Below are 17,805 nucleotides of genomic sequence, written 5' to 3' on the forward strand. Positions count from 1 at the left end.
GAAAGGGACGATTCCCATGTCCAGGGTCGAGCTGACCACTAATTTCGGCCGTATCGTCCTCGAGCTCGCCGACGCCGAGGCGCCCAAGACCGTCGAGAACTTCCTGAAGTACGTCGGCAACGGGCACTACGACGGCACGATCTTCCACCGGGTGATCGACGGCTTCATGGTCCAGGGCGGTGGCTTCACCCCGGACATGGTGCAGAAGCCCACGCTCGCGCCGGTCCCGAACGAGGCCGACAACGGTCTGAAGAACACCGCGTACACCGTGGCGATGGCGCGCACCAGCGACCCGCACTCGGCGACCGCGCAGTTCTTCGTCAACGTCTCGGACAACGAGTTCCTCAACTTCACGGCCAAGAGCCCGAACGGCTGGGGTTACACCGTGTTCGGCAAGGTCGCCGAGGGCCAGGACGTCGTCGACCAGATCAAGGGCGTGCGGACCGGCAGCAGCCGTGGTCACGGTGACGTGCCGACGCAGCCGGTGATCATCGAGTCCGCGAAGGTCGTCGACTGACCTCTGCGGGAGACGTGCGTGGCCTGTGCGGCGCCGACGGCGGTGCGCAGGTCACGCGGTCCGTTTGCGGGCGGTGGTCTTCTTGGCCGCCGTCTTCTTCGCCGTCGTCGTCTTCTTGGCGGCGGTCTTCTTCGTCCCCTGTGACGACTTCGCCGTGGTCTTCTTGGCGGCGGCCGTCTTCTTCGTCGTGGCGCTCCCGGCGGTCCTGGCGGTCGACTTCTTCCCGCCGGTCTGCTTCGGTGCCGTCCGCGCGGACTTCCGCTGCGGCAGCTGCCGGACCTCGCCCGGCTCCTCGCCGCGCGACTCCTTCGCGTCCCGCACGCTCTTCTCCAGCGCGGCCATGAGGTCGAGGACCTTGCCGCTGCGGGCCGGTTCCGGGGACTCCGGCGGGGCCTCGCCTGCGGCCTTCGCGGCGACGACCTCCTCCAGGGCCTCGCGGTACTCGTCGTGGAGTTCGTCGAGGTCGATCTCGCCGAGGGTGTCCATGAGGGCGTCGGCGAGGTCGAGTTCCTTGTCGCTGACGGTGACCTTGGTGTCGGGGGCGAGTCCCTCGGGCGCGCGGACCTCGTCCGGCCACAGCAGCCCGTGCAGGGCGATGGCGTCCTCGACCACCCGGAGCATGCCGAGGCGTTCGCGGCCGCGCAGCGCGTACTTGGCGATGGCCACCTTGTTGCTGCGCTTCAGCGCCTCCCTGAGCAGGGTGTACGGCTTGGCGGCGGGGGCGCCGCCCGCCTGGAGGTAGTACGCGGCGTCCATCTGGAGCGGGTCGATCCGGTCGCCCGGCACGAAGGCCACGATCTCGATCGTCCTCGCCGTGGGGAGCGGCAGATGAGACAGGTCCTCGTCGGTGATGGGGATGATCGTGCCGTCCGCGTCCTCGTAGCCCTTGCCGATCTCCGACTGGGTGACCTCGCGGTCCTCCAGTTCGCAGACCTTGCGGTAGCGGATGCGGCCCCCGTCCTCGGTGTGGATCTGGCGGAAGGAGATCGAGTGGCTCTCGGTGGCGTTCACCAGCTTGATCGGAATGCTGACCAGGCCGAACGAGATGGCGCCGTTCCATATGGATCTCACCAGCGGAACCCTTTCTGGGGCATTGCACCTTTTCATCAGGTATGCGTGAGATTCTCATCGTATGACGCCGATCACAGAGGTGGAGGGGCGACGGCTCGCGCTCAGCAATCTGGAGAAGGTGCTGTATCCGGCCACCGGCTTCACCAAGGGCGAGGTGCTGCACTACTACGCCACCGCCGCCGATGTCCTCCTCCCCCATCTGCGTGACCGTGCCGTCTCCTTCCTGCGCTACCCGGACGGTCCCGAGGGCCAGGTCTTCTTCACTAAGAACGTCCCCCCGGGTACGCCCGACTGGGTCACCACGGCCGAGGTCCCCCGCTCCGAGGGGCCGGCCCGGATGGTCCTGGTCCAGGACCTGGCGAGCCTGATGTGGGCCGCCAACCTGGTGACCGAGTTCCACACCCACCAGTGGCTGGTCGACGCCCCCGAGGAGGCCGACCGCCTGGTCCTCGACCTCGACCCGGGCGCGCCCGCGACGATCGTCGAGTGCTGCGAGGTCGCCCTGTGGCTCAGGGAGCGGCTGGCCGCGGACGGGATCGAGGCGTACCCGAAGACCGCCGGGTCGAAGGGGCTGCATCTGCTGGCGGCGGTGCGGGGGGCGTCGTCCGACCAGGTGTCGGAGTACGCCAAGCAGCTCGCCGTGGAGGCGGAGCGGGCGATGCCGCGGCTGGCCCTGCACCGGATGACCCGCAGCCTGCGCCCGGGGAAGGTCTTCGTGGACTGGAGCCAGAACGCCGCCCGCAAGACCACGGCCACGCCGTACACGCTGCGGGCCAGGAGTCGCCCCCTGGTGTCGGCGCCGGTCACCTGGACGGAGGTCGGGGAGTGCACTGTCCCCGGCCGACTGTCCTTCCAGGCCGGAGACATGGGGCCTCGGCTGCAGGACTACGGTGATCTGCTGGACCCGTTGCTGGACAGTGGGCGGGCGTCACGGTTGCCGTAGGCCGCGAGACGGGGTGCCGGGGCGGGTCGGCCGGCGGCTGCGGACCGGTGGGGGCTTGTCGCGCGGTTCCCCGCGCCCCTGGGCGGGCCGCGGTGCACGGTGTTGAGACCTTTCCGTCCCGCGCCCCTCGCGTCCCGCCCCGGGTGACCTCCGATGGACGGTGTTCAGACCTTTCCCCACGTATGCCGGTCGCGGGCCATCGCGTGCAGGGCCTCCACGTCCGCCGGCTTGAGGACACCGCCCAGACGGGTGAGACCTTCCAGATCCGCGTCGCCGAGGACCCGGACCTCGCGGGGCGGGCGGGTGAGAGCCACTCCGGAGGGGCCGACGAGGACCAGGACCGGGTGGACCTCGGCCGTCAGGGCGTAGGAGGCACGGTCGGCGTCGGCGCGGACGCGGCGCAGCAGCGGCTGTGGGTCGCGGCGGCCGAGGGCGACCATCGGGTCGGCGACGGTGACCCGCTGCTTGCGGGCGTACAGCGTGTGCACGGCGAACAGTCCCGCGGGTCCGATCGCCAGATGGTGGATCCGGTCGCCGCCGGGGAGCGGCACGGAGTGCAGGGTGTGCCAGCCCGCGCCGTCGAGGCGGTCCAGTGCCTCGCCCGCGGTCTGCTCGGCCTCCAGCGCGCGCTGCCGGGGATCGCGGCGGATCCGGTGCGCGGGCCCGGGGTCCCGGTCCAGGGCGATCTGGAGGGCCTCGCCGGGCCGGTTGGGCGCGAGGTCGTCGTCCGGGTGGAGGGAGAGCCGGGCCAGCTCGGCGGGCGTCGGCACCGGGGGCGGGCCCACGACCACCCGGCCGGTCAGGAAGGGTCCGAGGACATCGAGCACATCCTCTCTGCGGTCCTCGCTCAGCAGATTGATCCGGGCCGCCTCACGGTCGTACCAGGCGATGTTCCTGCCGTTCGTGAGGCAGACGTACAGCCGCTCCTGACCATGGCGCCAGGTCGGCACGACGCGCAGTCCGCTCATGCACCATCACCCCATGGACCATGGGAACAGGCGGGGTGCTGCGCAGGCAAGAAGCCGGTTACCTTTGGGGTGAGTCGCAAGGAGTTGCAGGGCTTGGCGCAGGGGCTTGGGGAGGCGCTGTTGCGGACCCGCAGGAAGCAACCCGAGGTACCGGCTCCGGACCGGGCGTGGGACGAGATCGTGCCCGGCCTGTGGATGGGCGGACACGAGTTCCGGGGCCTTTCCGGGCAACGGGAGTTCGCCGTCGTACGGGCCGAGTTCGAGGTCGTGCAGACGCTGTTGCGACTGCCGGGCCACGGTCCCGATCCCGGTGTCGAGCACCATGTGTGGCCGATTCCGGACGGTCCGCTGGACGGGACCCAGCTCGCCGGCGTGATGCGCCTGGCACAGGCCGCGAGCGACGCACTGGACGAGGGCCGCAAGGTCCTCGTCCGCTGTTACCACGGCTACAACCGCTCGGGCCTGGTCGTCGCCCACGCCCTGGTCCGCAGGGGTTACACGGCCGACGCGGCGATCCGGCTGATCCGGGGCCGGCGCTCGCCGTGGGCGCTGCACAACGAGCTGTTCGTCGAGTACCTGAAGGCGGGCCTGTCGACGGCCCGGCTGCTGGAGGAGCTGACCGAGTAGGGCCGCCCGGGCCCACCGGACGGCAAAAAGGACTTCCGTACGAATAATGTGTACGGGGCCGACACCCCGATCGGCCCCGACCCCAGGAGCACAGTGCCACCCGCCCGCCGCGTCCCCCGTACGGCCCGCGCCGCAGCCGCCGTCGCCCTGCTGCTCTCGGCCGCGGCGGGCTGCGGGGACGCGGGCGACCTGGTGGGCGCGGGCTCCACACCGACCGCGATCAGCCCCGACCGGCTGTGGCCGCGGCTGACGCCCGCCTCCAGCCCGGCCTTCGAGATCGGCGAGGTGGACTCGGAGGTCGTGGCCGGCGTCTCCGTGCCGGGCGACGACCTGCGCGCGGTGGACCCGGTCGCGCTCGTACGCGCCGAGATCAAGGCGGAGCCCGGCAGCTACTCCAAAGGGGGGTACGTCGAGACGGCCCGCCGGATGGCCGACTGCGGGAAGCCGGGGGCGGCGGGCGAGCGGTGCCCGGTCCTGCGGCCGTACTACCGCGACCTGACCGGTGACGGGCACAAGGACCTGACGCTGGGTTTCCGGCAGCTGCCCGGCAATGTCACCGCGGTACGGGTCTACACCGTGGAGATGCACAGGCTCGTGCGGGTCATGCACTGGGAGGACGCGGTCAGCGGGGTCGAGCTGGCCGGGCGGTCGGTGATCATCCGTTCGCCGTCCGAGGTGGCCGGATACGAATACCGCCTCCAGTGGACCTGGGACCCGCAGCAGAAGTCGATGCTGCTCACCCACGACGAGATGCTGCGCACCGGCAGCCGTGCCCTCGGGGACGCGCCGCGCCCGGCGCCCCGCTCGTCCGCGAGCTCGCGATGAGACTCGCCCTGCCCCGCTGGTCCGGCACGCTGGCCGTGAAGGCCGCCGTGTTCATCACCGTGATGTGCTGCGCGCTGGCCGCGCTGCTCGGTGTCCTCGTGCATGTCTCGGTGACGAACCAGACCGTGGGCGAGGCCCGTGACCTGGCGCTGAGCCGGCTGCGGGAGGCGACCGCGGCGTACGAGGCCGGGGACACCCTGGAGTGGGACGCGGGCGTGGATCCGCCGGACCTGCCGGAGTCGCTGCGGGCCCTCGCGGTGGCCGGGGACCGCGGCACGATGGTCGGTGCGCACCGCGGTCGCCCCGCCATGTGGGCGGCGGGGCCGGTGGACGGCAACCGGGCGCTGGCCGTGGAGGTCGACTACTCGCAGGGCGCGCGGACGATCGCGGGCCTGGACCGGGCGATCCTGTGGTCCTCGGCGCTGGCGATCACGGCGACGCTGCTGGTGGGGGCGTTCGCGGTCACCCGGGTGACGAAACGGCTGCACACGACCGCGCGGGTGGCCCGGCGGATCACCGCGGGCGACCTCGACGCGCGGGTCGACGATCCCCGTACGAAGGACGCGTCGCGGCCGCAGGACGAGGTGGCCGCGGTGGCCGCCGCGCTGGACTCCATGGCGGGGTCCCTGCAGGGGAAGCTGCTGAGCGAGCAGCGGTTCACCGCGGATGTGGCGCACGAGTTGCGGACGCCGTTGACGGGGCTGCACGCGGCGGCCGAGCTGTTGCCGCCGGGCCGGCCGACCGAGCTGGTGCGGGACCGGGTGGCCGCCTTGCGGACGCTGACGGAGGACCTGCTGGAGATCTCGCGGCTGGACACGGGCCGGGAGACGGTGGAGCTGGACACGGAGCGCCTGGCCGCGGTGGCCGAGCGGGTGGTGCGGGCCTCCGGGACCGACACCGAGGTCGTCGTCGTACGGGATCTCGCCGTGGAGACGGACCGGCGGCGGCTGGAGCGGGTGCTGGGGAATCTGGTGGCCAACGCGCACCGGCACGGCCGGGGGCCGGTGTCGGTGACGGTCGACGGGGCGGAGGTGCGCGTTCGGGACCACGGGGACGGCTTTCCGGAGTACCTCGTCTCGCACGGGCCGCAGCGCTTCCGTACGGAGGGCGGGGCCCGGGGGCACGGGCTGGGGCTGACCATCGCGGTGGGGCAGGCGGAGGTGCTGGGAGCGCGGCTCTCGTTCTCCAACGCGGACGACGGCGGGGCGGTCGCGACTCTGACGTTGCGGTAGGTCCTTCTCCTATGGCCCATCTGAAAGGGCGACCGGTCCGCCCGCCTCCTAACGTGGCGAACAGTCAGGTTCGCACCCCCCTCACGGAGGTCCCCCCATGTCCCTGCGCTCCCGTCTCCCCATAGCCGTCGCCGCCTGCGCCCTCGCCGTCACCGCCCTCGCCACGCCGGCCGTCGCCGGCGACGAGTGGGGCAGTGACTCCCCGAGCGCCTCGGGAAACCACCAGAACCAGGGTCAGGGTCAGAGTCAGGGTCAGGGTCAGCACCCACGCCTGTACCGGGGTGTGGTGACGGCCAGTTCGCTGGCGCTGCGCAGCGCGCCGAACCGGGGCGGGCAGATCATCCGATGGGCCGAACGGGGCGAGGTCGTCTCCATCTTCTGCAGGACCAACGGCCAGAACATCCAGGGAAACCGCCAGTGGTACCTCCTCACGGACGGCACCTGGGCCTGGGGTTCGGCCCGGTACATCCGGACCACCGGGACCACGCCACGCTGGTGCTGACATCCCGCGCGGGCTAGGCAGACATCACGTCCGATTTGGGTAAGTTCCGGACATGACCAAGGCCGGAACCACCGTGGCCCCCGCGGACACCTCCGCTCGCGCGGTACGCCTGCCCCATCGCCGTGGCATCGAACTGGCTCTCATCGTCCTCGCCGTCCTGCTGTCGGTGTACGGCTACTGCGCTGTCGGCCTCGCCAGAAACGGCACCGTCCCGCCCGGCGCCGCCGGTTACGGCGCCGGGCTCGGTGTGCTCGCGCTCCTCGCCCATCTGGCGGTGCGGCTGCGGGCGCGGGCGGCCGATCCGCTCCTGCTGCCCATCGGCGTGCTGCTCAACGGCCTGGGCCTGGTGCTGATCTACCGGCTCGACCTGGAGACACCCGGCGACCGCGCGGCCCCCACCCAGCTCGTGTGGTCGACGGTCGGGGTGGCCCTGTTCATCGTGGTCGTCCTGATGCTGCGCGACCACCGCGTGCTCCAGCGGTACGCCTACGTCTGTGTCGCCGCCGCGCTCGCCCTGCTGACCCTCCCGATCCTCTTCCCCGCCGTGAACGGCGCCCGGATCTGGATCAGGATCGCCGGGTTCTCCATCCAGCCGGGCGAGTTCGCCAAGGTGCTGCTGGCGGTGTTCTTCGCCGCGTACCTCGCTACCAACCGGAACGCGCTGGCGTACACGGGCCGACGCTTCTGGGGCCTGCAACTGCCCACCGGGCGGGTCCTCGGTCCCCTCCTCGCCATCTGGCTGATCAGCGTCGGGGTCCTGGTCCTGGAGCGGGACCTCGGCACCTCGCTGCTGTTCTTCGGGCTGTTCGTGGTCCTGCTCTACGTCGCCACCGGGCTCACCGGCTGGATCGCGCTGGGCCTGCTGCTGGCCGCCGTCGGCGCCTTCGCCGTGGGCTGGCTGGAACCGCACGTGCACACCAGGGTGGAGGACTGGCTCCATCCGTTCGCGTCGATCGAGGCGGGCCAGGGGCCGAACCAGCTCGCGCAGTCCTTGTTCGCCTTCGCGGCGGGCGGGGTCCTCGGCACCGGACTGGGACTCGGCCACTCCGTCCTGATCGGCTTCGCCGCGAAGTCCGACTTCATCCTGGCGACGGCCGGAGAGGAACTGGGCCTGGCCGGCCTGTCCGCGATCTTCCTGCTGTACGCCCTGCTCGTGGAGCGCGGCTACCGGGCGGGCCTCGCCCTGCGCGACCCCTTCGGACGGCTCCTGGCGATCGGCCTCGCCTCGATCGTCGCGCTCCAGGTGTTCGTGATCGCGGGCGGGGTCGGCGGCCTGATCCCGCTCACCGGCATGGCGATGCCGTTCCTCGCGCAGGGCGGCTCGTCGGTCGTCACCAACTGGGCGATCGTCGCCCTGCTGATCAGGGTGAGCGACTCGGCCCGCGGCCCGTACGACGACAAGGAGACCCCGTGACGACACGAGGCCCCGGCATGACCCGCTACATCCGGCACGCCGCCTGCTTCTGCGCCCTGCTGCTCATGGCACTCCTCGTCAACGCCACCCGCGTCCAGGTCTTCCAGGCCCACACCCACGACACGAACCCGGCCAACCGCCGCGAGAACATCGCCCGTTACGGCCGCGAGCGCGGCGACATCCTGGTCGGCGGGCGGCCGGTCACCGGGTCCCGGGACACCGGGGAGCAGCTGCGCTACGAACGGACGTACCGGGACGGCCCGTTGTACGCGCCGGTGACCGGCTTCGCCTCGCAGGAGTACGGCACGACCCTGCTGGAGCACACCGAGGACCCGGTGCTGTCCGGCTCGGACCCGATGCTGACGCCGTTCCCGCTGTGGAACGACTTCACCAGGAGACGCAACCCGGGCGGAGACGTCGTCACCACGCTCGACGAGGCCGCGCAGCGGGCGGCCTACCGTGGGCTCGCCGGGCGCAAGGGCGCGGTGGCGGCCCTGGAACCGGCGACCGGACGCGTTCTCGCGCTGGTGTCCTCGCCGTCGTACGACCCGGGGGTGCTGTCGGGCAACAGCTCCGGCGTGGGCCGCTCCTGGACGTGGCTCAACGCCAACCCGGACAAGCCGATGCTCAACCGGGCGGCGCGGCAGACCTATCCGCCGGGCTCGACGTTCAAGGTGGTCACCGCGGCGGCCGCGCTGGACTCGGGGGTGATCAGGGACCTGGACGCGCCGACCGACTCGCCGGCGCCGTACACCCTGCCCGGCACCACCACCTCGCTCAGCAACGAGTCCGACGGCTGTGAGGACCTGTCCCTGCGGGAGGCGTTCCGGTGGTCGTGCAACACGGTGTTCGCGAAGCTCGGGGTGGACGTGGGGGTGCGGGACATGACGGCCACCGCGCGCGCCTTCGGCTTCAACGACGACGCGCTGCGGATCCCCTTCTCTGTGGCCCGCAGCACCTTCGACCCGAGCGTCGACAGGGCGCAGCTGGCCCTGTCGTCGATCGGCCAGTACAACACCCGCGCGACCCCGCTCCAGATGGCCATGGTCTCGGCGGCCGTCGCCGACGGCGGGAAGATCCGCACGCCGTATCTGGTGGAGCGGACCACCACGGCCGGGGGAAGCATCGTGGACACGGCGGGCCCGCGTCCGGAACGGCAGGCGATGTCCCCGGCCACGGCCGCCGCCCTGAAGGAGCTCATGACCCAGGTGGTGACCGAGGGCACCGGCACCAACGCGGCCATCCCGGGCGCGATCGTCGGCGGCAAGACCGGCACCGCGCAGCACGGCATCGGCAACGCCGGAATGCCGTACGCCTGGTTCGTGGCGTGGGCGCAGGGTGAGCGGGACGTGCAGCCCGAGGTCGCGGTGGCCGTGGTGGTGGAGGACGCGTCGGCGGTCCGGGGGGACATCACCGGGGGCGGGGTGGCGGCGCCGATCGCGCGGGCGGTGATGAAGGCGGTGCTCAACTCCAAGGAGTGAGACAGGGGTTGAGGCCCGCCGGGCGACCGACCTACCGTTCGGTCCATGAGTGAAGCAGCCGCGTACCAACTCGCCCAGGTGAACATCGGCCGTCTCAGAGCCCCGCTGGACTCCGCGCAGCTGAAGGACTTCGTCGACAACCTCGATCCCGTGAACGCCGACGCGGACGCCGCCGACGGTTTCGTCTGGCGGCTGGAGGGCGACTCCGGCGACGCGACCGACATCGCCGTCTTCGGCGACGAGTGGCTGATCATCAACATGTCGGTGTGGCGGGACGCCGACGCGCTCACGGCGTACATGTACCAGGGCCGGCACCGCGCGATGCTGGCCCGCCGCAGGGAGTTCTTCGAGCGGGTCCAGGAGGCGATGGTGGCCCTGTGGTGGGTCCCGGCCGGCCACCGCCCCACGGTCGCCGAGGCGGAGTCCCGGTTGCTGCACCTGCGCGCCAACGGCCCGACACCGTACGCCTTCACGCTCCGCACGCCCTACCCGGCGCAGGGCGCGGAGCCGGTCACCGCTCTGGAGATCCCGGACGATCTGGGCTGCCCGGCCTAGACCGTGCGCTTACGCTTCCCCCGGTATCGGTTCTTCGGGTGGTTCTTCGGGGTGGGGACGCGTGTACGAGGACAGGGCACCGGAGTCGGTGTGGCTTCCCAGGCGGCGGTGGCGGAAGCTGAAGCCGGTGTGGGAGGCCCGGCACACCGGGCGGGCCGACACTGAGGCGCTGGGGAGCCTGCTCCATGAGGGGCTCGTCGTCAGGGCCGCCTTCGACCGGCTGCGGGCCTTCGAGTCCGGGACCGGCCGGGAGCGCTGGGCCTGGGAAGTGCCCGGCCGTGACGTTCTGGCGGCCATGACCGACGAGGTGGTCGACGGCGTCGGCCTGCTGGCCCACTGGCCGGACGTCCACGGCGGGCAGCGGCAGGCCCACGTCACGGCCCTCGACATGACGTCCGGCGAGACGCGGTGGTCGGTCCCGCGCAGCCTCGACGAGCTGTGGCACCCCGGCTCCGGGCTCCGGCCCGGCACCGTCGCCCTGTCCGGGGGGCTGGCGATGGTCGCCACGGGAACGGCGGTCGTCGCCCTGGACCTGCGTACCGGCCGCCAGGTCTGGGTGACACAGCACAGCCGTGACCACGACGTATGGATCGGGGCCGCGGGCGAGCGGCTCGTCGTGGTCACGCGGCACGAGGGGACCGCCGCCGTCAGGGCGGTCTCGGTCGCCGACGGCCGGGTGCTCTGGAAGAGGTCGCCGGCCGTCGACGGTCCCGTCGCGGCGGTGCGTCTGGTCTGCGCCGACCCGCTGCTGGTCGCCGTGGAGGGCGAGGGCCGGCGCGGCGCCGACTGCCTGTTGAGGCTGGACGCGGAGGGGAACACCGTCCCCGAGTTCGCGTCGGCCGACGACGGCGCGAGGTTCGTGCCGCACGCGCCCTGGCGACTCGACCACGGGCAGCCCTGGACGATCCGCGCCGGGGACACCCTGGTGGCCTTCGTCGACTCGCCCACTTACCAGCATCTGAGCCGTCTCGCCGGTTTCTCGCTGCCGACCGGACGGCACCTGTGGACACGGGAGAACACCTGGGACATCGACGCGCTGGCCTTCCACCGGGGCCATGTCGTCACCCTGCGGCACCACAAGGACGAGACCGAGGATCGCGTCGAGTGGGGGTGCGAGGTGCGGGTCCTCGACCCGGTGGACGGCCGTGAAGTGGCCCGGCGCCGGCTGCGGGTGACGCAGGACGAGCCGTACGCGATGCATCTGCACGGCGACCGTCTGCTCTGGGTCAGCAGACGGAGCGCGCCGTTCGCCCCGCCGGTCAAGGCCTACGACTGGCGCTGACCGGCGGCCCGCCTCACTCGCGTGCCCCCCGCTCGATCGTCTCCCGCACCTCCGCCACCCGCTCCCGCTCCTCGGCCGCGAAGCGTTCCGCGTCCAGTTTCTCGGCGATCTCCTCGTCCTGGGCCATGAGGAGGTCGAGGCTGGAGTCGCCCATCTCGAAGACGCCCATGTCGACGTAGGCCTGCTGGAGGCGTTTGCCCCACAGGCCGATGTCCTTGACGCAGGGGACGATCCGGGAGAACAGCAACCGGCGGAAGAGAGCCAGGAACTCGGACCGCTCGGCGTACTCCTCGGCCTCCGTCTTCGGGATGCCGAAGTTCTCCAGGACCTCGACCCCGCGCAGGCGGTCGCGCATGAGGTGGCAGCCCTCGATGACGAACTCCTCGCGCTCGCGCAGTTCGGCGTCGGAGAGTTGCCGGTAGTAGTCCCGCAGGGCCATCCGCCCGAAGGCCACGTGGCGGGCCTCGTCCTGCATGACGTAGGCGAGGATCTGCTTCGGCAGCGGTTTGTCGGTGGTGTCGCGGATCATGCCGAAGGCGGCCAGCGCGAGGCCCTCGATGAGGACCTGCATGCCGAGGTAGGGCATGTCCCAGCGGGCGTCGCTCAGCGTGTCGCCCAGCAGGGACCGCAGGTTGTCGTTGATCGGGTACAGCATCCCGATCTTCTCGTGCAGGAAGCGGCCGTAGATCTCCGCGTGCCGCGCCTCGTCCATCACCTGGGTCGCCGAGTAGAGCTTGGCGTCGAGGTCGGGCACCGACTCCACGATCCGCGCGGCGCACACCATCGCGCCCTGCTCGCCGTGCAGGAACTGGCTGAACTGCCAGGAGGCGAGGTGCCGGCGGAGTTCACCCTTGTCCTTGTCGGTGAACTTGGCCCAGTACTTGGTGCCGTGGACGGAGATGGACTCGTCGGGGGTGCCCAGGGGGTCGTGGGGATCGACTTCGAGGTCCCAGTCGATGCGCTTCTGGCCGTCCCACTGCTTGTCCTTGCCCTTCTGGTACAGGGCGAGGAGGCGGTCGCGACCGTCGTCGTACTCCCAGCTGAAACGGGCCTTGCCCGTCGCCGGTACCTGCCAGTGGGGGTCTCCGGGATCCGTGGTGTACAGGTCGAGAGTCGGCATGTTCCGCAGGCTGCCCCTTTGTAGACGCCGGGTCAACAAGTCATGCGCAAGGGATTGACGGTCTTGCTGACAGGCAGTCTCATAAGAGCCATGACGAGTCTGACAGATGTCGACGCGCTCGAAGGGCTGCGTGACGCCCTCGGCGTGCTCAAGGACCGGGAGCAGGTCGCCGAGCGGCTGCTCGACTCCTCCGCGAAGCACTCCTTCGATCCGGACAAGGAACTGGACTGGGACGCGCCCTTCGAGGAGGGCCTGTGGTTCTGGCCGCCGGAGCTGGTGTCGCTGTACGACACCCCGATGTGGCGGCGGATGAGCGAGGAGCAGCGGATCCTGCTCTCCCGGCACGAGGCCGCGGCGCTGGCCTCGCTGGGCATCTGGTTCGAGATCATCCTCATGCAGCTGCTGTGCCGTCACATCTACGACAAGGCGGCCACGAGCGCACATGTGCGGTACGCGCTCACCGAGATCGAGGACGAGTGCCGGCACTCGAAGATGTTCGCGCGGCTGATCACCCGGGGCGACACGCCCTGGTATCCGGTGAGCCGGGCCCATCAGCAGCTCGGTCGGCTGTTCAAGACGATCTCCACGACCCCGGGCTCCTTCACGGCCACGCTGCTCGGCGAGGAGATCCTCGACTGGATGCAGCGGCTGACCTTCCCGGACGAGCGCGTGCAGCCGTTGATCCGGGGCGTGACACGGATCCATGTGGTGGAGGAGGCGCGGCACGTCCGCTACGCCCGGGAGGAGCTGCGGCGGCAGATGGTCTCCGCTCCGCGGTGGTCGCAGGAGTTCACGCGGGTCACCTCCGGTGAGTTCGCGCGGGTGTTCTCCGTGGCGTTCGTGAATCCGGACGTGTACACGAATGTGGGGCTGGACCAGCGGGAGGCTCTCGCGCAGGTGAAGGCGAGCGGGCACCGGCGGGAGGTCATGCAGACCGGCGCGAAGAGGTTGACCGACTTCTTGGACGACATCGGAGTACTTCGGGGTGTCGGGCGTCGGTTGTGGAGGTCATCGGGGCTGCTGGCCTGATGGTCGGGTGCGGGCCGGTGGGGGCTGGTCGCGCAGTTCCCCGCGCCCCCAGGTGGGTACAGCTGGGGGCGGCGGGAAGTGCGCGACCAGCCACAACGGACCCGCGGACGGCCGACTACCCTTCGAGGCATGACCCCATCCGCGCCCGCCTACCGCAGACTCGGCGTCGAGGAGCGGCGCAGTCAGCTTCTCGAGGCCGCCCTCGGCCTCTTCGCGCACCGCGCCCCCGAGGACGTCTCCCTCGACGACGTGGCGGAGGCGGCCGGAGTCTCCCGCCCCCTGGTCTACCGGTACTTCCCCGGCGGCAAGCAGCAGCTGTACGAGGCAGCGCTCCGGTCCGCCGCCGACGAACTGGAGCAGTGCTTCGACGAACCCCGGGACGGACCGCTCCTCGTCCGCCTCTCCCGCGCCCTCGACCGCTACCTCGCCTTCGTCGACGAGCACGACGCCGGCTTCAGCGCCCTGCTCCAGGGCGGCAGTGTCGTCGGGACGTCCCGGACCACCGCCATCGTCGACGGCGTACGCCGGGCCGCTGCCGGGCACATCCTCAGCCATCTCGGCGTCAGCGACCCGGGGCTGCGGCTGCGCATGACCGTACGGATGTGGATCACCGCGGTCGAGGCGGCCTCGCTGATCTGGCTCGACGAGAGCAAGCAGCCGCCGGTCGAGGAGCTGCGCGACTGGCTGGTCGAGCAGTTCGTCGCCGTGCTCTCGGTGACCGCGAACCGTGATCCGCAGACCGCCGCGCTGGTCACGGCCCTCGCGGCGGATGGCTGACACTGGTGTCGTGAAGAGCGAAGACACCCCCTTCGAGGGCGGCCCCATGGACGGCCGGGTACTGCCCGTCCTGCTGGGACCGACCGGGCATCCGCCGAAGACGTACCGCATCCCCGTCCCCGACGCGGCCGGCGGCCCGGCCGGTGTGCTGGTCTACCGCCGGGAGCCCCGGGGTCACACCAGGCTGGGGATCCCGAAGGGGTGGAAGTACACGTACGACCCGGAGGGCAGGGCGAGCGACCGGCTGAAGTGGCCGTGGTCCAAGCCCGACAAGCCGGCTGCCACCGACGGGTGACGAGGTTGCTCCGAACCGCCCACACCCGGCGCGCGGGAAAGCCGAAGCCGCCTGATGCTCGCCGTGCGGAACAGAGGGGCTGCTCCGCACAGGAGGTGATGACGTGTCAGGAAGGCTTCTGCGTCTGGTGTGTACGGCGGCGGTGGCGGCCGGTACCGTCCTCGCACCGCTGCCCGCGGCGGCCGCGCCCGAGCCGCGACCGGGTGAGCGTTCCGTCGCCGAGCTGCTGACGGACCTTCAGCGGCTGTACCGGGAGGCCGAGGAGGCCACCGAGACCTACAACGCCACCGCGGAGAAGCTGAAGGCGAAGCGCGCCGAGGTGAGCCGCCTGGACGCCGCCCTCTCCAAGGCCCGGCTCTCGCTGCACGACAGCCGGGGTGCCGCGGGGCGGCTGGCCCGCCAGCAGTACCAGAACAGCACCGACATCTCGCCGTACGTCCGCCTCCTGCTCGCCCGCGACCCCCAGCACGCTCTCGAACAGGGCCATGTCATCGGCCAGTTGGCGCAGGACCGGGCGCAGACCGTGGGCCGTCTGACCGGCACCGAGCATCGCGCCGACGAACTGGCCCGCAGGGCGCGCAAGGCACTCGACGACCGGCTCACGCTCGCCGCCCGGCAGCAGAAGGACCGGGACGCCGTACGGAGGAAGCTCGCCGGAGTGGAGGAACTGCTCGCCTCCCTCACCGCCGAACAGCTCACCGGCCTGGCGGAGTTCGAGGAGAAGGGCGTCGAGAAGGCACAGCGGGAGCTGACGACGTCCGGCGCCCTGGGCGAGGGTGCCCGCAAGCCGTCGAAGGAGGGCGACAGGGCCCTGCGGTACGCCCGAGGGCAGCTGGGGAAGCCGTACGAGTGGGGCGCGGAGGGCCCGCGGACGTACGACTGCTCGGGCCTGACGTCCGAGGCCTGGGCGCACGCCGGCACCCCGATCCCGAGGACCAGCCAGGAACAGTGGGCCCGGCTGCCGAGGATCCCGCTGACGGACCTGCGCCCGGGCGACCTGGTCCTGTACTTCCCCGAGGCCACGCATGTGGCGCTGTACGTCGGGAACGGCGAGGTCATCGAGGCCCCGAGAACGGGCGAGCGGATCAAAGTCTCCCCGATCGCGTCCCACCCGCTCCTGGGCGCCGTACGTCCGGATGAACCCGACTCGAAGGAACCGGGGGATCCGCGCGACCGGCGCCGGCCGCCTAGCACGGGAGTCGCCGCCGCGGCAGGGCGCACAGGCCAGGTCCCGGGCGGCAGGGACGGAGTGAACGACGGACAGGCTCCACGGTGATGCACCGAGCGCCGACCGGCCGACCGTGGACGTAGCGAGACGTCCTGGGGAAACCTGGACGACTCACACCACAACAGGGGGAAACGTCCATGCGCAAACTCCTGGCGAACACCTTGGCCCTGGCGGGCACCGCGATCGCGTTGACGGCAACGCTCGCCGCTCCCGCTCAGGCGTCGCCCTACCGCGACTGTCCCTATCCGTATGTCTGCCTGTACAACGGCGCTTATTACAACGGCAGCAAACTCGTGCAGTACAAGGACACCTACCCGCAGTCCCTTCCGGACGGCCGGAAGGACAAGGCGGATTCCGTCGTCAACACACGCAACGACGACGCGGTCTGGCTGATCGACACCCGTTCGTCCGGCAGCCGCTATCTCTGCGTCCCGGCGAACACTCGGGTGAACCTCGGGGACTACGCGCTGAGCGGCAAGGGCACATGGGCCAATGACGTCGACGCCGTCCGCATCTGGAACGACGACGGGCTGTGCAGCGGAACCACGCATGTCACCCAGGGCATCGTCCGGTGAGACCGGGCCGGATCGCCCGCTCGCGATGAGGACGGCACTGTCGTTCCTCCGCCGGCCGCGGCAGGCGGAGGAACGACAGGTCACCGCTGGGACAGGTCAGGCCCCGGCCGCCGAGGCCACGAAGGCTTCCGCCTTGGCCGGGTCGTAGAAGAAGTTCTCGAAGTCGGCCGGGTCGTCGAAGCCGTTGGCGAAACGGTCCGCCACCGGCTGCAGCTGTCCGGCCGCCCCGATCAGGTTCAGGATGTGCTCCGGCGGCGGCGCGAGCATGGCGTTCGTCCACTTGGTGACGTGCTGGGCGGTGGCCCAGTAGCGCTCGAACGTCGCCCGCATCCACTCCTCGTCGAACTCCTTCTCGCCCTGGTCGAGGATCGACGCGAGATAGGAAGCGGCGCATTTGGAGGCGGAGTTGGAGCCCTGCCCGGTGATCGGGTCGTTGGCGACGACGACGTCGGCCACGCCCAGGACCAGTCCCCCACCGGGCAGGCGGCCTATCGGGTTGCGCACGGTGGGCGCGTAGCGGCCGGCCAGCGTGGCGCCGGCGTCCGTGAGTTCGACGTTCGTGGCGCGCGCGTACTCCCAGGGCAGGAACCTCTCCATGAGTTCCAGGGTCAGGGAGAGGTGTTCCGCCGGGTCCTTCACGCCGTTGAAGACGTCGAGCGGGCCGCCGGGTATGCCCTCCCAGAACAGGATGTCGGCGCGCCCGGAGGTGGTGAGCGTCGGCATGACGAACAGTTCGCCGACGCCGGGGACCAGGTTGCAGCGGACGGCCTCGGTGTCCGGGTGCTCGGGACGCGGGCCCAGGCCGTGGACGTAGGAGACGGCGAGCGCGCGCTGCGGCTCGCTGTACGGGGAGCGCTCCGGGTCGCGGGCGAACATCGACACCAGCTCGCCCTTGCCGGCCGAGACCAGGACGAGGTCGTAGGTGCGGGAGAAGTAGTCCAGGTCGCCGACCGCCGCGCCGTGGATGACGAGCTGGCCCCCGCGCTGCGCGAACGTCTCCATCCAGCCGGCCATCTTCACGCGCTGGTCGACCGACTGCGCGTACCCGTCGAGCCTGCCCAGCCAGTCGATCGCGCGCTGCGAGGGCCCGGGGTCGAACGAGCCGGGGGCCGCCACCGAGACGCCGAGCCCTTCGATCTTCGGGGCCTGGGACTCCCAGAAGTTCAGCTGGAGATCGCGCTCGTGCTGGAGTGCCGTGTGGAACATGCACTGCGTCGACATGACCCGGCCGGAGCGGATCTCGTCCGCCGTCCGGTTGGACATCAGGGTGACCTCGTACCCGTGCGACTGGAGGCCGAGGGCGAGCTGGAGGCCGGACTGGCCGGCTCCGACGACGAGTATCTTCCGCATGCGGGTGCTGGCTC

General features: G+C 71.1%; 19 protein-coding genes. 15 read left to right on the forward strand and 4 right to left on the reverse strand.

The window, feature by feature from the left end:
- Window positions 1–16 precede the first annotated feature (16 nt).
- Window positions 17–517 (forward strand): peptidylprolyl isomerase, encoded by a 501-nt coding sequence (locus AQI94_RS07855; protein ID WP_031038581.1) that lies wholly within the window; start codon window positions 17–19, stop codon window positions 515–517.
- Between the two features lie 51 nt (window positions 518–568).
- Here the strand turns inward: AQI94_RS07855 and ku are convergent, their stop codons facing one another.
- Window positions 569–1,588, reverse strand: coding sequence for a non-homologous end joining protein Ku (ku, locus tag AQI94_RS07860; RefSeq protein ID WP_031038584.1), 1,020 nt, complete (start codon window positions 1,586–1,588; stop codon window positions 569–571).
- Window positions 1,589–1,649: 61 nt separating this feature from the next.
- Here ku and ligD point away from each other — a divergent pair, with 61 nt between their 5' ends.
- Window positions 1,650–2,531: a non-homologous end-joining DNA ligase gene (gene ligD, locus AQI94_RS07865; protein ID WP_031038586.1), complete on the forward strand. Its 882-nt coding sequence runs from the start codon at window positions 1,650–1,652 to the stop codon at window positions 2,529–2,531.
- A gap of 164 nt (window positions 2,532–2,695) precedes the next feature.
- Here ligD and AQI94_RS07870 read toward each other — a convergent pair whose 3' ends face one another.
- Complete coding sequence (locus tag AQI94_RS07870; protein ID WP_031038589.1) at window positions 2,696–3,499, reverse strand: nuclease-related domain-containing protein; 804 nt, start codon at window positions 3,497–3,499, stop codon at window positions 2,696–2,698.
- Window positions 3,500–3,619: 120 nt separating this feature from the next.
- Here AQI94_RS07870 and AQI94_RS07875 point away from each other — a divergent pair, with 120 nt between their 5' ends.
- The 8 genes from AQI94_RS07875 (at window position 3,620) to AQI94_RS07910 (ending at window position 11,417) form a co-directional block, all read left to right on the forward strand.
- The gene (locus AQI94_RS07875) at window positions 3,620–4,126 is read left to right on the forward strand and encodes a protein-tyrosine phosphatase family protein (protein ID WP_031038592.1); all 507 of its coding nucleotides are present in this window, start codon (window positions 3,620–3,622) and stop codon (window positions 4,124–4,126) included.
- 93 nt (window positions 4,127–4,219) lie between these two features.
- Window positions 4,220–4,951: a hypothetical protein gene (locus AQI94_RS07880; protein WP_037941232.1), complete on the forward strand. Its 732-nt coding sequence runs from the start codon at window positions 4,220–4,222 to the stop codon at window positions 4,949–4,951.
- Window positions 4,948–6,183 carry a sensor histidine kinase gene (locus AQI94_RS07885; protein ID WP_031038598.1) on the forward strand — a complete coding sequence of 412 codons (1,236 nt, stop codon included), beginning with the start codon at window positions 4,948–4,950 and terminating at the stop codon, window positions 6,181–6,183. The genes AQI94_RS07880 and AQI94_RS07885 overlap by 4 nt, the downstream gene beginning before the upstream one ends.
- 97 nt (window positions 6,184–6,280) lie before the next feature.
- Window positions 6,281–6,685, forward strand: coding sequence for an SH3 domain-containing protein (locus tag AQI94_RS07890; protein ID WP_031038601.1), 405 nt, complete (start codon window positions 6,281–6,283; stop codon window positions 6,683–6,685).
- A gap of 52 nt (window positions 6,686–6,737) precedes the next feature.
- The gene (locus AQI94_RS07895; RefSeq protein ID WP_031038604.1) at window positions 6,738–8,099 is read left to right on the forward strand and encodes an FtsW/RodA/SpoVE family cell cycle protein; all 1,362 of its coding nucleotides are present in this window, start codon (window positions 6,738–6,740) and stop codon (window positions 8,097–8,099) included.
- A gap of 17 nt (window positions 8,100–8,116) precedes the next feature.
- On the forward strand, window positions 8,117–9,580 hold the full coding sequence (locus AQI94_RS07900) for a peptidoglycan D,D-transpeptidase FtsI family protein (protein ID WP_031038609.1): 1,464 nt from the start codon (window positions 8,117–8,119) through the stop codon (window positions 9,578–9,580).
- 45 nt (window positions 9,581–9,625) lie between these two features.
- The gene (locus AQI94_RS07905; protein WP_031038610.1) at window positions 9,626–10,135 is read left to right on the forward strand and encodes a DUF3291 domain-containing protein; all 510 of its coding nucleotides are present in this window, start codon (window positions 9,626–9,628) and stop codon (window positions 10,133–10,135) included.
- Between the two features lie 61 nt (window positions 10,136–10,196).
- Window positions 10,197–11,417 carry an outer membrane protein assembly factor BamB family protein gene (locus AQI94_RS07910; RefSeq protein ID WP_031038613.1) on the forward strand — a complete coding sequence of 407 codons (1,221 nt, stop codon included), beginning with the start codon at window positions 10,197–10,199 and terminating at the stop codon, window positions 11,415–11,417.
- A gap of 13 nt (window positions 11,418–11,430) precedes the next feature.
- On the opposite strand, the gene AQI94_RS07915 is transcribed toward AQI94_RS07910, so the two are convergent.
- A complete protein-coding gene (locus AQI94_RS07915; RefSeq protein ID WP_031038616.1) occupies window positions 11,431–12,537 on the reverse strand; it encodes a ferritin-like domain-containing protein in 1,107 nt (368 codons plus the stop codon).
- Between the two features lie 90 nt (window positions 12,538–12,627).
- Between AQI94_RS07915 and AQI94_RS07920 the strand changes: the two genes are divergently transcribed.
- From AQI94_RS07920 to AQI94_RS07940, 5 genes are all read left to right on the forward strand, one after another.
- Window positions 12,628–13,566, forward strand: a complete 939-nt coding sequence (locus AQI94_RS07920) for an AurF N-oxygenase family protein (protein ID WP_031038618.1) — start codon at window positions 12,628–12,630, stop codon at window positions 13,564–13,566.
- A 129-nt stretch (window positions 13,567–13,695) separates the two neighbouring features.
- Entirely contained in the window at window positions 13,696–14,343 is a 648-nt protein-coding gene (locus tag AQI94_RS07925) for a TetR/AcrR family transcriptional regulator (RefSeq protein ID WP_031038621.1), read from the forward strand.
- A gap of 10 nt (window positions 14,344–14,353) precedes the next feature.
- Complete coding sequence (locus AQI94_RS07930; protein WP_031038622.1) at window positions 14,354–14,638, forward strand: hypothetical protein; 285 nt, start codon at window positions 14,354–14,356, stop codon at window positions 14,636–14,638.
- A 103-nt stretch (window positions 14,639–14,741) separates the two neighbouring features.
- Window positions 14,742–15,914, forward strand: a complete 1,173-nt coding sequence (locus AQI94_RS07935) for a C40 family peptidase (protein WP_078902619.1) — start codon at window positions 14,742–14,744, stop codon at window positions 15,912–15,914.
- Between the two features lie 89 nt (window positions 15,915–16,003).
- Window positions 16,004–16,441 carry a peptidase inhibitor family I36 protein gene (locus AQI94_RS07940; protein ID WP_031038628.1) on the forward strand — a complete coding sequence of 146 codons (438 nt, stop codon included), beginning with the start codon at window positions 16,004–16,006 and terminating at the stop codon, window positions 16,439–16,441.
- A gap of 96 nt (window positions 16,442–16,537) precedes the next feature.
- On the opposite strand, the gene AQI94_RS07945 is transcribed toward AQI94_RS07940, so the two are convergent.
- Window positions 16,538–17,791 (reverse strand): styrene monooxygenase/indole monooxygenase family protein, encoded by a 1,254-nt coding sequence (locus AQI94_RS07945; protein ID WP_031038630.1) that lies wholly within the window; start codon window positions 17,789–17,791, stop codon window positions 16,538–16,540.
- Between the last annotated feature and the right edge of the window lie 14 nt (window positions 17,792–17,805).

Origin of the sequence: Streptomyces pseudovenezuelae (genome assembly GCF_001513955.1) — a bacterium.
GTDB classification, from domain to species: Bacteria; Actinomycetota; Actinomycetes; order Streptomycetales; family Streptomycetaceae; genus Streptomyces; species Streptomyces pseudovenezuelae.